Below are 13,998 nucleotides of genomic sequence, written 5' to 3'. Positions count from 1 at the left end.
GCCTCAGCCGTCGCCGACACGCTCGATGTCCGCGCCGACGGCCTGAAGCTTTTCCTCCAACCGCTCATAGCCGCGATCGAGGTGGTAGACGCGGTTGACCTGCGTCTCGCCCTCGGCGGCAAGGCCGGCGAGGATCAGGCTCATCGAAGCACGCAGATCGGTCGCCATCACCGGCGCGCCGGTCAGCTTCGGCACCCCGCGTACGATCGCGGTGCGGCCATGCACCTCGATGTCCGCGCCCATGCGGGCCAGCTCCGGCACGTGCATGTAGCGGTTCTCGAAGATTGTCTCGGTCAGCGTGCTGGCGCCGTCCGCCTTGCACAGCATCGCCATGAACTGCGCCTGCATGTCCGTGGCGAAGCCCGGGAACGGCGCGGTGTTGAGCGTCAGCGGATGGATGCCGTTCTCCGCCGCGACGCGCACGCCGGTCGCGGTTTCCTCGACGGTGATCCCCGCCTCGACGAGCGCATCGAGCGTCGCACGCATGTCCTCGGCCGAGGCGCCGAGCAGCTCGACATCGCCGCCGGTGATCGCCGCCGCACAGGCATAGCTGCCCGCCTCGATGCGATCGGGCATCACCGCATAGGTGGCGCCGTGCAGCCGGTCGCGGCCGTCGATCTCCAGCGTCTCGGTGCCGATGCCGCGGATCACCGCCCCCATCGCGACCAGGAGGTTGCACAGGTCGACGATCTCGGGCTCGCGAGCTGCATTCTCCAGGACAGTGGTGCCGCGCGCGGTGGAAGCGGCCATCAACGCATTCTCGGTTGCCCCGACCGAGACCACCGGGAAGCGGAAGCGCCCGCCCGAAATGCGGCCGCCAGGCGCGGTGGCCTTCACATAACCGGCGCTCAGTTCGATCTCGGCACCCATCGCCTCAAGCGCCTTGAGGTGCAGATCGATCGGGCGGTTGCCGATCGCACAGCCGCCGGGCAGCGACACCGTCGCCTCGCCCTCGCGCGCCAGCAGCGGGCCGAGCACCAGGATGGAGGCGCGCATCTTGCGGACGATGTCATAGGGCGCGACCGTCGAGGTCAAGCGGCTGGCGCGAACCGACAGCACCCGGCCGAATTCGTTCGGGCGCGTGCCCTCTACCGAGGTCGATGCGCCGAGTTCATTCAGTAGATGTCCGAAGCTGTCGACATCTGCCAGACGTGGCAGATTTCGCAGCGTGAGCGGCTCGTCGGTGAGCAGCGCACACGGCATCAGGGTGAGGGCGGCGTTCTTCGCGCCGGAAATCGCGATCTTGCCGGCAAGCCGATTGCCGCCACGGATGAGGATACGGTCCATGGCGAGCTTCTAGCCGCTCTGCGCGTGCGCGCAAGCGGTGGGCTGCAGGGAGGCTTGATCGATTTTAATGCGCTGATTCCGTTGCGCTGCTTTGCAGGGACCGCCCGGGGGAAAGTGCAGAGCGTGTCATCCAGTTGTTTTGCCGATGTTTTGAGCGAGTTCATCACGCTTACGGACCGCGAGCGCGACGCGCTCGACGGGCTCGAGTTGCGCCAGCGCCATGTTCGGCGCGGGGCGATTCTGCAGCGTGAGAACGAGCCTTGCGGGGAATTGTTCATTCTCCGCAAAGGATTGATGATGAGTTATGTGCTGCTGGACGACGGCAGCCGACAGATCCTTCGCTTCCTGTTCCCCGGCGACATGCTCGGCATCTCCTCGGCCATCTATCAGGAAGCGCCCGAGACGCTCTGCGCCCTTTCGGACACGGTCGTCTGCCCGTTCGATCGCACCGCGCTGTCGGACATCATGCAGCAGCATCCGCGGCTGTCCGCGATGATCCTCGTCTACAGCCAGATCGAGCGCGTAGCGCTTACCGATCGGCTGGCGGCGCTGGGCCGGACCAGTGCCAAGGCGCGCGTCGCTGCGCTGCTGCTCGACCTGCGCAATCGCCTTCGCGCGACCGACAAGTCGATCGATCGCGAATATACGCTGGGGCTGACCCAGGAAGAGATCGGCGACGCGACCGGGCTGACGGCGGTCCATGTCAACCGGATGCTGCGACAACTGGAGGAAGAAGGCATGATCGCCCGCGAGGGCGGCCGCGTGACGCTGCTCGATCGCAACGGCCTCGCCGGCGCGGCCAACTACGTCAATCGCTATGAGGGGCTGGACCTGCGCTGGCTGCCGCCGGCGCGCTAAGGCCGCCGCGGCGAAGCCCTTCGGTCTTTTGCCGACGGCGGCAATGCATGTACCACCGCGACCGGACCTATCGGGAGATCAGCGCCGGTGCCCCGCCTTCGCAGCGGGAGCAGCGTGGTCGGTGATCGCCTAGGCCTTTTCCAGCGTGCACTGCAGCGGATGCTGGTTCTGCCGGGCAAAGTCGATCACCTGCGAGACCTTGGTCTCGGCCACTTCGTAACTGAATACCCCGCATACCCCTACGCCGCGCTGGTGGACATGCAGCATCACCTGCGTCGCTTCCTCGATGTTCATCCGGAAGAACCGCTGCAGCACGAGCACGACGAACTCCATCGGCGTGTAATCGTCGTTCAGCATCAGCACGCGGTAGGGCGTCGGCTTCTTGGTGCGGGTGCGCGTACGGGTGGCGATGCCCACGGCATTGTCGTTGCCGCGGTCATCCTGGTCGCCATCCTCGGCCATCCGGATCTCAATTGTACGAAGCTCGACCATAGGGGTCGCAAAATATGTCGCACCGCCCCCAAGGGCAAGGCGTCGCACGGGCAGCGCTGCATTTTGTGGACATGAAAAAGGGGCAATCGCGCCTGCGACTGCCCCCAATCCGTTCCATCGCTGATCGGTCGAACCGATCAGGCGTTGGTCTTCACCTTCTCGACCGCGACCGCGAAGCGGTTCGAGATCGGCTGCGCGGCGTCGCCGGCCAGCTTGATCATCGCTTCGGTGTGCTTCGAAGCTTCGGCGACGTACGAGTCGAACGCGCCGCGCAGATAGTCGCTCTGCAGCTTGAAGAAGTCGGTCGGCGACTTCACCGAGGCGAGGTTCTTCATCGCGGCGGTTGCGCTCTCGAACGAGCGGCGGCTGTAGTCGGCAGCTTCCTGGCCCAGCGATTCGAAGCCCTTGGCGGCGATCCGGCCGGACTCGACCAGCGCTTCGATGTTGCCCTTGGCGAATTCATTGGCCTCTTCGACCAGCTTGGTCGACTTCTCGACGGCGGCCTTGGCGCGCTCGTTCATGTCGCTGAACGCGTTGTGGGCCTGGGCAGTGGTATTCTCGAACTGGGTAGCCATGATGGTCGTTTCCTTCGCGGTGCTGGTGGTGACCGCCGGCGCGACGGTCTCTGTGGCTTCGATCACTTCCTCGGCAACGGCCTGAGCCGCTTCCACCGGGGCAGCGATCGTGTCTTCGACGAGCTTCTCTACTTCCTGCGGTGCAGCGGCTTCGATCGGTGCAGGCACCAGCGCCGCGGCCGGGACGATCGTCTCGGCCATGGGAGGTACGGACACCGGTTCCGCCGCAGCAGCTTCGGCCAGAATCGCGGGCTTGGGAGCACCGCGGGCCGCCGTTTTGGCGGCGGGTTTGGCCGTCGTCTTGGGTCCTTTGCTGGCCATGTGACTAGCTTTCCCTGCCTATTGCTGCACCGCAGCATATAGCGGTCTGGCGCCGGAATTGCAAGGCGTTATTGTGCAGTGCACAAAAAGGCACAAACCGCGAAAATTCCTAGCGGTTTATCACCGTGTTCTGACATATTCGCCGGGCGCTTCCGCAATTGCACAAAGGTTTCCACCACCGGGAACCCGCGCTCCGTCTGCCGCGACTTTTGCACCGCTCAGCGCAGTCAGCCAGTCCTTCCAGTCCGGCCACCAGCTTCCGGCATGTTCCGCAGCCGTTTCGATAAAGGAGTCGAGCGACTCGGCGGGGGTCGCATTGGTCCAGTATTGGTATTTCTTCGCCGACGGCGGGTTGACCACGCCGGCAATATGGCCTGAACCGGCCAGCACGAACTTGTGCGGCCCGCGAAAATGCTCGGTCAACTTCCACACGCTGCGCGGCGGCGCGATATGATCTTCGCGACCGGCCTGGATATAGGCGGGCGTTTCTACCTTCGACAGGTCGACGGGCGTGCCGCCAATGCTCAGCGCGCCCGGCGCGACCAGCTTGTTGTCACGGTACAGGTCGGTCAGATAGCTCAGATGCCAGGTCGCCGGCAGGTTGGTGACGTCCGAGTTCCAGTGGAGCAGGTCGAACGGCGCATATTCCTGCCCCATCAGATAGTTGTTGGTGACATAGTTCCAGATCAGGTCGCGCCCGCGCAGCAGGTTGAACGTCGCCGCCATGTAGCGCCCGTCGAGGAATCCCTCGGCACTGAGGCTGCGGATCATCGCCAGCTGGTCGTCGTCGACGAACACGCGCAGGTCGCCGGCCTCGGTGAAATCGACCTGGGCGGTGAAGAAGGTGGCGCTCTTCACCTTCTCGGCCTGCCCGCGCGCCGCGAGCACCGCCAGCGTCGCCGCCAGCGTCGTTCCGGCCACGCAATAGCCGATGGTATGGACGCTCTCGACGCCGAGCAGGTCGCGCACGGTGTCGATCGCGTCGATCTGGCCGCGCTCGACATAATCGTCCCACACCACGTCCTTCATCGTCGCATCGGCCGAACGCCACGAGACGACGAAGACGGTGATCCCCTGCTCCACCGCCCAGCGGATGAAGCTCTTCTCGGGCGTGAGATCGAGGATGTAGAAACGGTTGATCCAGGGCGGGAAGATGATCAGCGGCGTCTCCAGCACCGTGTCCGTCGTCGGCGAATACTGAATCAGCTCGTAGAGCGGCGTGCGCTTCACCACCTTGCCCGGCGTCATGGCGAGGTTGCGGCCCAGCTCGAAAGCGCCGGCCGCGGTCTGCGTCATCTGACCCTTGGCCATGTCCTGCAGCATATGCTGCAAGCCCTTGAGCAAACTCTCCCCCTTGGTCTCGACGATCTTCTCGATCACCTGGGGGTTGGTGGCGGGGAAATTGGTCGGGCTGATCGCGTCGATAAAGCCCTTGGTGGCGAAGCGGATCTGGTCGCGCTGGCGCTCGTCGACATGTTCCAGCGCCTCGACCTGCTTGAGCATATGGTCGGCGATGACGAAATAGCTCTGGCGCAGGAAATCGAACACGGGCTGCTCGCGCCACTGCGGCGCCTTGAACCGCTTGTCGCGCGCCTGTTCCGCGGTCTCGACAAAGGGCTCGGCATTGGCGGGATCGAGGAAGCGCTGCCACAGCTGCATCGTGTCTGCCCAGAACTCGGCGCTTGCGCGCATCGCCGGCGTGGGATCGAGCAGCATGCCGAACGGCGGGGCGGACGGCACATGCTCCATCAGGTCCAGCCCATGCTCCAGCATCATCTGCTGGGCGCGCCCGAGCACCCAGGTCCAGTGCTGCAGATCCTCGAGCTTGGGCAGGGTCGGCGTGAGCGTATCGGCCATTCGGTCCTCTCCTTCGCCCCGGCTTAGCGCAGGCGGAGCAATGCGTCATTCCCGGATGCGCTTTTATGGCGTAGAACCCGCGCACGACACAATTTTGTGTCGCGTGTCAAAACCCTTGAAAGTCGAGGAAATGTCCGAAGAATTCTACCGCATCAAGCGCTTGCCCCCTTATGTTATCGCGGAAGTCAACGCGATGCGGGCAGCGGCGCGTGCGGGTGGAGAGGACATTATCGACCTCGGCATGGGCAATCCCGACCTGCCCCCGCCCGACCATGTGATCGAGAAACTGTGCGAGGTCGCGCGCAAGCCCGATGCGCATGGCTATTCCCAGTCCAAGGGCATTCCCGGCCTGCGGCGCGCCCAGGCGAACTATTATGCCCGCCGCTTCGGCGTCGATCTCGATCCGGAGACGGAAGTCGTGGTGACGATGGGCTCGAAGGAAGGGCTGGCCAGCCTCGCCACCGCGATCACCGCGCCAGGCGACGTGGTGCTGGCGCCCAACCCCAGCTACCCGATCCACACCTTCGGCTTCATCATTGCGGGCGCGACGATCCGCGCGGTGCCGACGACGCCGGACGATGCCTATTTCGAAAGCCTCGAGCGCGCGATGAACTTCACCGTGCCGCGCCCGTCGATTCTGGTCGTCAACTATCCGTCCAACCCGACCGCAGAGACGGTGGACCTCGCCTTCTACGAGCGCCTGGTTGCCTGGGCTCGGGAGAACAAGGTGTGGATCCTCTCCGACCTCGCCTATTCGGAGCTCTATTTCGATGGCCAGCCGACGCCCTCGATCCTGCAGGTGAAGGGCGCCAAGGACGTTGCGATCGAGTTCACCTCGCTCAGCAAGACCTATTCGATGGCGGGCTGGCGGATGGGCTTTGCGGTCGGCAACCGCCAACTGATCGCGGCGATGACGCGGGTGAAGTCGTATCTCGATTATGGCGCCTTCACCCCGATCCAGGCGGCAGCCTGCGCCGCGCTCAACGGCCCGCAGGACATTGTCGAGAAGAACCGCCAGCTCTACCACAAGCGCCGCGACGTGATGGTGGAGGCGTTTGCCCGCGCCGGCTGGGAAATCCCCTCCCCGCGCGCCTCGATGTTCGCCTGGGCGCCGCTGCCGCCGGCGCTGGCGCATCTCGGCAGCCTCGAATTCTCGAAGCAGCTGCTGACCCATGCCAAGGTCGCGGTGGCGCCGGGCGTCGGCTATGGCGAGAATGGTGAGGGCTTCGTCCGCATCGCGATGGTCGAGAACGAGCAGCGCCTCCGCCAGGCGGCGCGCAATGTGAAGAAGTATCTGCAGTCGATGGGCGTCAACACGCCGGCGGCCAACGCCGGATGACCTGCTCCTGCGCGACCGGGCGCGTGTCCCGGTTGCGCAGGCCGGCCTTTTCGACCCGTTAGGCCGGCACCACGACGGCGGCGTCCTCGCGCTTTTCCGGACGGATGTAGATTGAACTGAGTTGCGGCAGCGCAGCCTTCAACCGCGCTTCGATGCGCTCGATCAGCGTTTCCGCATCGCCCATTGCCAAACCGTCATCGAAATCGGCGCTGATTGCCACGAACACCCGATCGGGCGCGGTATGGATGGTGCGGACATGATTGACCCCGGTGATCCGCGGCTCCGCCTCCAGCATCGCGCGTATCTGCGCGATCATCTCGGGATTGGCCCGTTCGCCGATCAGCAGGCCCTTGGCCTCGCGCGCGAGCAGCGTGGCGACGGCTGCGAGGATCAGCCCGATCACGATCGAGGCCATCCCGTCGATCCGCGGATCTTGCCAAGCGTGGCTGGCCCATACGCCGATCGCGGCGACGACCAACCCCGCCAGTGCCGCCGAATCCTCGAACAGCACGATGAAGCCGGACGGATCCTTGGATTCCCGGATCGCCTTCCACCAGCCGCAATCGCCCTTGCTTTCCCGGAACTCGCGGATCGCGATCACCCAGCTGGTGCCCTCCATCAACGTCGCGACGCCGAGCACGACATAGTTGACCAGCGGATCCCGCAGCGGCTCCGGATCGAGGATGTGCAGATATCCCTCGTAGACCGACACGCCCGCGCCTAGCCCAAAGATCAGGATGGCGACGACGAACGCCCAGAAATAGAGTTCGCGGCCATAGCCAAACGGATGCTCCGCATCCGGCGGGCGTTTCGCCCGGCGCTGACCATATAGCAGCAATATCTGGTTGAGGCTGTCCACGAGGCTGTGGACGCCCTCGGTCAGCATCGAGGACGACGCGGTAATCGCCGCCGCGACAAACTTCGCGACGGCGATCCCGATATTGGCGGCGAGCGCCGCGTAGAGAACCAGATTGGCGCGCCAACCCGACGCGGGAGATGCGGCCATCTGTGCCTGCCTTAGTCGAGGCCGAGCTTGTGCAGGGCCTTGTCGATCAGGCCCTTGTCGGCTTTGTCGCCGCTTTCGGGCACGGCCTGGGCGCGGTCTGCCTCGGCCTTCGCGTCATAGCCCGAGCTTTCCGGGATCTGGTGATTGTGGATCGGCTGGGTCGAGGCGGGCGGATCGGATGCATCCATCGATTCGTCCAGTGCGCGGTCGAGGCGCGCATCCTTGCTGGCCGGGTCGCGCGCGAGACGCTCCTCAATCGAACCATCGGTGCCGGCATCCGAGGAATGGACGGGGCCCTTGGCGGCATCGTCGTCCGCACGGGGATCCGGGGCGACCGACATCCGGTCCATCGCGGAGTCGAGGGGATTGTTGGTCATGCTGCACTCTCCTGAGCGTTACCCAGGATCAAACGGCTCTGTCCGAAGCGCGTTCCGCGCCGCGTTTCATGCCCGGCAAACAAAAGGCCCGGCGGATCGCTCCACCGGGCCCTTGCTGATCGTGTCCCGCGGCGAGATCAGTCGCGCGAGCTGCCGAACAGGCGCAGCAGGAACAGGAACATGTTGATGAAGTCGAGATAGAGGTTCAGCGCCCCCATGATCGCGACCTTGCCCTGCTCGCGGGTGCCCGCGACGAGGCTGTAGATGCTCTTGATCTTCTGCGTGTCATAGGCGGTGAGGCCGGCGAAGATCAGCACGCCGACGGCGCTGATCACCAGGCTCATCGTGCTCGACTGCAGGAAGATGTTGACCACCGATGCGACGAGCACGCCGACCAGACCGATCAGAAGGAAGGTGCCGAAGCCCGACAGATCCTTCTTGGTGGTGTAGCCATAGAGGCTCAGCGCACCGAAGCCGGCGGCGGTGCCGAAGAACACCTGCGCGATCGACATGTCGGTATAGGTGGTGAAGATCGTCGAGAGCGACGCGCCCAGCAGACCCGCATAGGCGAAGAACAGCGCCTTCAGCGTGCCTTCCGACATGCGGCTCTGGCCGAAGCTCATCGCGAACACGATCGCCAGCGGCGAGATCATCGCCACCCAGCCGAGCAGCGTGGGCTGCAGCGACAGGCCGCGGCTGGTCTCGACGACCTGGAACAGCAGCTGCTGCAGCGACGCGATCTTGCCGAACGCCAGCGCGACGATGCCGGTCAGCAGCACGCCGGAGAGCATGTAGTTGTAGACCGACAGCATGTACGACCGGAGCCCCGCGTCATGCGCCGCGGCGCGTGCACTCACGGTCGCGAAAGGCGACTCGTTCGTGCGGGGATCGGACCAGTTAGCCATTCGAAAAACTCCTTTGACCGGCGCGATGCCGGATAGCGCGAATATCGGCCCCGCACGGGGGCTTTTCAAGCGAAACCGGGTCTAGCAACGTTTCGATACAGAGCCCAGATCGACTTTGCCTGCGGTTTGAACCAAGTGGCCGATCATATCGGAGAAGCATGATGCATCGCCTGTTTGTCGGTTTTCGCCCGCCTGCCGCGATCCGAGCGCAGCTGCTGGCACTTGCCGGCGGCGTGGCGGGTGCGCGCTGGCAGACCGACGAGCAACTCCACTGCACGCTGCGCTATGTCGGTGAGGTAGAGCGGCCGGTGGCGGAAGATGTGGCCGTAGCGCTCAGCAATGTCCGCTTCGCCCCGTTCGAGCTGACACTCGCCGATGTCGGCGAGTTCGACGCGCGCGGGCGACCCAATGCGCTCTGGGCCGGACTGCGGCCGCACGAAACGGTGACACAGTTGCACCAGAAAATCGACCAGGCATTGGTCCGGATCGGCCTCGCGCCCGAGCGTCGCGCCTATCTGCCGCACGTCACGCTCGCGCGGATGAATACGGCGGCTGGCACGAACGCACGCTTCCTCGAGGCGCATGCCGGCCTTGCCAGCAGCCCCTTCGCGGTCGACAGTTTCATGCTCTACGAAAGCCATCTCGGCCGCGATGGCGCCAGCTACGTCGTGATCGAACGCTATCCGCTCACCGGCTGAGCGCCCGCAATGCCGTCGGCCACCAGCGCGACGGCGGCGGTGATGACCGCGTCCTCGGCGGGCAGCTTGCCGTCCAGTGCCAGCGTCGCAAGCCCGTGCACCACCCCCCAGGCAGCAATCGTCGCGGGACCGGGCGCTCCGGTTGCCAGGCCTGCCACGCGTCGGGACAGGATGGCGAACGCCTCGCCATATTCGCTCGACGGCGCATCGCACATCGGCGTGCCGCCGAACATCAGCCGGAACAGCGCGGGACGCGCCTGGGCGAAGCGGAAATAGGCAAGCCCCTGCGCGACCAGCGCTGCCTTGGCCGGCTCCGTCCTGTCCGCCTCGCGCAACGCCGTCGCCAGCGCCGCGAAGCCCGCTTCCGCCACCGCTCCGAGCAGCGCGGCCTTGTCGGCAAAGTGCCGGTAGGGCGCCATCGCGGAGACGCCCGTCGCCTTGGCGAGCGCGCGCAAGGTGACGCCGGCCTCGCCCTCCGCATCCAGCAGCGCCCCCGCCGCATCGATCAACCGCAAGCGCAACCCGCCTTCCGCATCCGCCATCTTGTTTACACCGTAAACTCGCGCTAAAGTGTACATTGTAAACAAGGAGACTCACCATGCAAGCCAAACCGCGCCGCGAAACGGTCGATCTCGCTGCCTATCCGGAACTGGTCGTCGTGATCCTCGGCTTCAAGCTGCGTCGGCTGCGCGCGCTCCCGGCGATGATGCGGATCGGCCGCGGTCTGGCCGACATCAAGAAGAACCCGCCCGACGGCCTCCTCGCCGAGGACGGCATGCTGTTCGGCTGGAACCATGTCGGCTTCCGCCAATATTGGCGCGACCTGCCAAGCCTGGAGGCGTTCACCCGAAGCGCGCCACACAGTATCTGGTGGCGCGATTTCCTGAAGGATCCGCAGGGCGCCGGCTTCTGGCATGAAGCCTATAGCGCCCGCGGAATCGAAGCGGTCTATGTCAATCTGCCCGGCCAGCGGCTGGGTCTCGGCATGTTCGCGCCGATCGCCGAGCCGGTGGGAACGCTGCTGTCGACACGCCAGCGCCTCCACGCCCATGCCGGGGTGGAGGGCTGATCCAGGGCGTCAGAACGACGCCCAGTCGCCGTCCGCCATGGCCGGGGCCGGCGCGGGCCGCCCCCGTGCCGCGCTATGGCGCTTGGACAGATCCGGCCGGCGCAGCGGCAGGCTCATCCGGGCATTGTGGCCGCCATCCACGGTGAAGGCCTGCGCCTGGCGCTTCAGCGCGTCGACCTCGCCGCTCAGGTTGCGCGCGGCGGCCGATGTCTGTTCGACCATCGCCGCATTCTGCTGGGTCGCCTGGTCCATCACCGAAATGGCGGTGCTGATCTCGCCGATCGACGAAGCCTGGGCCTGATTGGCGGTTGCCATGTTGCCAAGCAGGTCGTGCACTTCGCGGACATCGGTGGCGATCGCGGCGAAGGCCTCGTCCACGCGCTGGACCATGCCCACGGCAGCAGTGACGTCGGTCTGGGTGGTGGTCAGCTGGTCGCGGGCGCGGCCGGCTTCCTCCTCGGCGCGCATCGCCAGTGCCGAGACCAGATCCGCGACCACCGCAAAGCCGCGGCCCGCCTCGCCGGCGCGACCTGCCTCGACGGCGGCGTTCATCGCGAGCACCCGGGTCTGGAAGGCAATCTTGTCGAGCCCCTCGATCACCGCGTCGATGCCCTTGGCACTTTCGGAGACACGGCTCATTGCCGCCACCGCCTGATCGGCAACGTCGCGGCCGGACTGGACCGATGCGATCGCACCATCTGCGCGCGACACCGTCTGGCTGGCGCTGCCTGCCGTGCTGCGCAGCCGCTGGTCCATCTCGCTGATCGAGTGGACGGTCTGCTGCAGGCTGGCAGCGGCGCTTTCGGTACGGCGCGACAGATCTTCCGAGGCGCTGGCGATTTCGGCCGATCCGGTGCTGATCGTCTCGGCGGAAAGCGCGACCGAGCGGACAAGCTCGCGGAGCGCCGCAAGCGCTTCGTTGAAATTGGTTTTGAGCACCGCATTGGCACCGGGGAAGTCCGACGATACGTCCGCCGTCAGATCACCCTTGGCAAGCCGTTCGAGCGACTGGCCGAGCACGCGGACGACCTCCGCCTGCTGGTCGGCAGCGTCCTTCTGGACCACCGCGGCATCGCGAAAGACGAGCATCGCCCGCGAAATGCGCCCGACGCAGTCCTCATACTCGGTATGCGCGATCGGCGCCTTCAGGTCGCCCGCTGCCAGGCCCTCCATGCGCACCACCGTGGCGACATAGGGATCGGCGATCATGCGGGTGAACGTCCGGGTGGTGCCGAAGGCGACCGCCAGCACGACGACGTTCAGCCCCAGCATCACCCAGTGCGGCAGAACCAGATTGAGGATCGCCAGCACCGCCATGATCCCCAGGATCGTACCGAACGCGACCTTCAGCTTCTCCCGAATGGGAGCCTTGACTTCGAACCAGTGCAGCATGCGTCGTCCCTCAATGCGGGGCGCGGCGACGCCGTAGCGTCATTCGCCCTCTTAGCCCACCCGAGCGCATTGTAGGACGACGCGAGAACGTTTGGTCCATTTCGACAAATATTAGAAACAATACGTCATGAGGGCCATACGCATTGGTACGGGAGCGTATCAGCTTGTCATGTCAATGCTCGGGTCGATCAGGAACTTCTCCCCGGTCGCCTTGCGCTCGTAGGCGCGCAGCACCTCGGGGCTCAGCGCTTCCGCCAGACCGATCGTGCGCGTGTAGCGACTCGCGAAGGTCGTCGTCAGCTCGGACAGTACCCGACCCCGCATGGCCGCGAGCGTCTCCATCCCGGCCTTGCGGAAAAAGGGCAGCAGCAACCAGCCAGACACGCTCCACTGGAAGCCGAAGGACAGGCGGTTGAGCGTGGTCGGTGCCAGATCCAGCGCACCATAGATGTAGAGCTGCTTGAACTGATCGGATCCATAACGGCTGTATTCCGTCATCTTGCGCACCGCGGCGGCTTCCATCGCCTGCAGGATGTCGCTGCCGAGCGTGCCGCCGCCGATCGCGTCGAAGGCGATGGTGGCGCCGGTTTCGGCGATGGCGTCGGTCAGCCTGGCGCGGAAATCCTCGTCGCGGCTGTTCACCACCTGGGTGGCGCCGATGCCCTTCAGGATCGCGGCCTGCTCTTCCGAGCGGACAATGTTCACCAGCGGAATGCCGTCGGCGAGACAGATTTTCTGCAGCATCTGGCCGAGGTTCGAAGCAGCCGCGGTGTGGACGATCGCGCTGTGCCCCTCGCGCTTCATCGTCTCGACAAAGCCGAGCGCCGTCATCGGATTGACGAAGATCGCGGCACCTTCCGCCGCGCTGGTCCCCTCCGGCAGCGGCACCACGTCACGCGCCTTGAGCGTCCGATAGTCGGCGAACATCGCGCCGCCGATCATCGCCACGCGCCTGCCGATCAGCGCCTGCGCATCCGCGCCGGCCGCAACGACGGTGCCAGCGCCTTCATTGCCGACCGGCATCGACTGGCCGAGCCGCGCCTTCATGCTCGAAAGCCGCCCCTTGGGCACGTCGAACGCCAGTACCGGTGTGTCCGCGCTGCCCTCCTCGCGGAGGGTGTCGATCTGTGCGGGCCCCAGCAGCAGCCCCAGGTCGCTGGGGTTGATCGGCGCCGCCTCGATGCGGACGGTCACCTCGTCGGCGGCCGGATCGGCATAGTCCACCTGCTCCAGCGACAGCCGAAGCGTGCCGTCCTCGGTGAGCGTCGAGCGCAGTTCGCGTCCGGTAAAGGCCATGGTTCCTCTCCTCTTGTATCGGTCAACGGGGGTGTACGAGTTCCTCGACCAGCCGGTCGGCGGCGGCGCGAACCTCGTCCCAGGTGCGCTCGAAGCCTTCGGGGCCGCCATAATAGGGGTCGTCGACCGCGCGGCCCTCCCAGCCGGGCACCGCATCGAGCAGCAGCCGCAGCCGGGCGCGACCCTGCGCCGGGGCGATCCGGCGGAGATCGGCGAGATTCTGCGGATCGAGCGCGAGAATATGGTCGAAGCGGTCGAAATCGGCGCGTTCCACCTGGCGCGCGCGCTGGCCGGAAATGTCGATGCCGTGCGTCGCCGCAACCGCGATCGAGCGACGATCGGGCTTCTCGCCGGCGTGCCAGCCGCCGGTGCCTGCCGAATCGGCGATGACCGCGATCCCGGCGTCCGCCGCCGCGGCGCGAAATGCCGCCTCGGCGAGCGGCGACCGGCAGATATTTCCCAAGCAGACGAACAGGAATGCCGGTTCGGCCATCGTACGATTCATCCTTTCGTAAAACGGGTACGC

At 65.7% G+C, this 13,998-nt stretch carries 15 protein-coding genes; 4 read left to right on the top strand and 11 right to left on the bottom strand.

Annotated features, from left to right (window positions below):
- Positions 1-3: 3 nt before the first annotated feature.
- On the bottom strand, positions 4-1,287 hold the full coding sequence (murA, locus tag OIM94_RS14830) for a UDP-N-acetylglucosamine 1-carboxyvinyltransferase (protein WP_264607464.1): 1,284 nt from the start codon (positions 1,285-1,287) through the stop codon (positions 4-6).
- 150 nt (positions 1,288-1,437) lie between these two features.
- Here murA and OIM94_RS14825 point away from each other — a divergent pair, with 150 nt between their 5' ends.
- Positions 1,438-2,145 (top strand): Crp/Fnr family transcriptional regulator, encoded by a 708-nt coding sequence (locus OIM94_RS14825; protein ID WP_264607463.1) that lies wholly within the window; start codon positions 1,438-1,440, stop codon positions 2,143-2,145.
- 129 nt (positions 2,146-2,274) lie between these two features.
- On the opposite strand, the gene clpS is transcribed toward OIM94_RS14825, so the two are convergent.
- The 3 genes from clpS to OIM94_RS14810 all read right to left on the bottom strand — a co-directional run bounded on the left by clpS (position 2,275) and on the right by OIM94_RS14810 (position 5,390).
- Positions 2,275-2,607: an ATP-dependent Clp protease adapter ClpS gene (gene clpS, locus OIM94_RS14820; RefSeq protein ID WP_064310916.1), complete on the bottom strand. Its 333-nt coding sequence runs from the start codon at positions 2,605-2,607 to the stop codon at positions 2,275-2,277.
- Positions 2,608-2,774: 167 nt separating this feature from the next.
- Positions 2,775-3,533: a phasin family protein gene (gene phaP, locus OIM94_RS14815; protein ID WP_264607462.1), complete on the bottom strand. Its 759-nt coding sequence runs from the start codon at positions 3,531-3,533 to the stop codon at positions 2,775-2,777.
- A gap of 120 nt (positions 3,534-3,653) precedes the next feature.
- A complete protein-coding gene (locus OIM94_RS14810; RefSeq protein WP_264607461.1) occupies positions 3,654-5,390 on the bottom strand; it encodes a PHA/PHB synthase family protein in 1,737 nt (578 codons plus the stop codon).
- Positions 5,391-5,520: 130 nt separating this feature from the next.
- On the opposite strand from OIM94_RS14810, the gene OIM94_RS14805 reads away from it, so the two are divergent.
- On the top strand, positions 5,521-6,729 hold the full coding sequence (locus tag OIM94_RS14805) for an LL-diaminopimelate aminotransferase (protein WP_264607460.1): 1,209 nt from the start codon (positions 5,521-5,523) through the stop codon (positions 6,727-6,729).
- Between the two features lie 58 nt (positions 6,730-6,787).
- Here OIM94_RS14805 and OIM94_RS14800 read toward each other — a convergent pair whose 3' ends face one another.
- From OIM94_RS14800 to OIM94_RS14790, 3 genes are all read right to left on the bottom strand, one after another.
- On the bottom strand, positions 6,788-7,735 hold the full coding sequence (locus OIM94_RS14800; protein ID WP_264607459.1) for a cation diffusion facilitator family transporter: 948 nt from the start codon (positions 7,733-7,735) through the stop codon (positions 6,788-6,790).
- An 11-nt stretch (positions 7,736-7,746) separates the two neighbouring features.
- Positions 7,747-8,112: a hypothetical protein gene (locus tag OIM94_RS14795; RefSeq protein ID WP_264607458.1), complete on the bottom strand. Its 366-nt coding sequence runs from the start codon at positions 8,110-8,112 to the stop codon at positions 7,747-7,749.
- Positions 8,113-8,249: 137 nt separating this feature from the next.
- The gene (locus tag OIM94_RS14790) at positions 8,250-9,017 is read right to left on the bottom strand and encodes a Bax inhibitor-1 family protein (protein ID WP_264607457.1); all 768 of its coding nucleotides are present in this window, start codon (positions 9,015-9,017) and stop codon (positions 8,250-8,252) included.
- A gap of 161 nt (positions 9,018-9,178) precedes the next feature.
- On the opposite strand from OIM94_RS14790, the gene thpR reads away from it, so the two are divergent.
- Positions 9,179-9,715 carry an RNA 2',3'-cyclic phosphodiesterase gene (gene thpR / locus OIM94_RS14785; protein ID WP_264609919.1) on the top strand — a complete coding sequence of 179 codons (537 nt, stop codon included), beginning with the start codon at positions 9,179-9,181 and terminating at the stop codon, positions 9,713-9,715.
- On the opposite strand, the gene OIM94_RS14780 is transcribed toward thpR, so the two are convergent.
- Entirely contained in the window at positions 9,697-10,230 is a 534-nt protein-coding gene (locus OIM94_RS14780) for a TetR/AcrR family transcriptional regulator (protein ID WP_264607456.1), read from the bottom strand. The two genes, thpR and OIM94_RS14780, sit on opposite strands and share 19 nt — an antisense overlap.
- An 83-nt stretch (positions 10,231-10,313) precedes the next feature.
- On the opposite strand from OIM94_RS14780, the gene OIM94_RS14775 reads away from it, so the two are divergent.
- The gene (locus OIM94_RS14775) at positions 10,314-10,784 is read left to right on the top strand and encodes a DUF4188 domain-containing protein (RefSeq protein WP_264607455.1); all 471 of its coding nucleotides are present in this window, start codon (positions 10,314-10,316) and stop codon (positions 10,782-10,784) included.
- Positions 10,785-10,793: 9 nt separating this feature from the next.
- On the opposite strand, the gene OIM94_RS14770 is transcribed toward OIM94_RS14775, so the two are convergent.
- From OIM94_RS14770 to OIM94_RS14760, 3 genes are all read right to left on the bottom strand, one after another.
- Positions 10,794-12,176, bottom strand: a complete 1,383-nt coding sequence (locus tag OIM94_RS14770) for a methyl-accepting chemotaxis protein (protein ID WP_264607454.1) — start codon at positions 12,174-12,176, stop codon at positions 10,794-10,796.
- Positions 12,177-12,335: 159 nt separating this feature from the next.
- Positions 12,336-13,472, bottom strand: coding sequence for a zinc-binding dehydrogenase (locus OIM94_RS14765; RefSeq protein WP_264607453.1), 1,137 nt, complete (start codon positions 13,470-13,472; stop codon positions 12,336-12,338).
- Positions 13,473-13,494: 22 nt separating this feature from the next.
- Positions 13,495-13,965, bottom strand: coding sequence for a low molecular weight protein-tyrosine-phosphatase (locus OIM94_RS14760; protein ID WP_264607452.1), 471 nt, complete (start codon positions 13,963-13,965; stop codon positions 13,495-13,497).
- Positions 13,966-13,998: the final 33 nt, after the last annotated feature.

This window comes from Sphingomonas sp. R1, assembly GCF_025960285.1.
Lineage (GTDB): Bacteria > Pseudomonadota > Alphaproteobacteria > Sphingomonadales > Sphingomonadaceae > Sphingomonas.
This window is presented reverse-complemented; position numbering and strand designations above follow the sequence as displayed.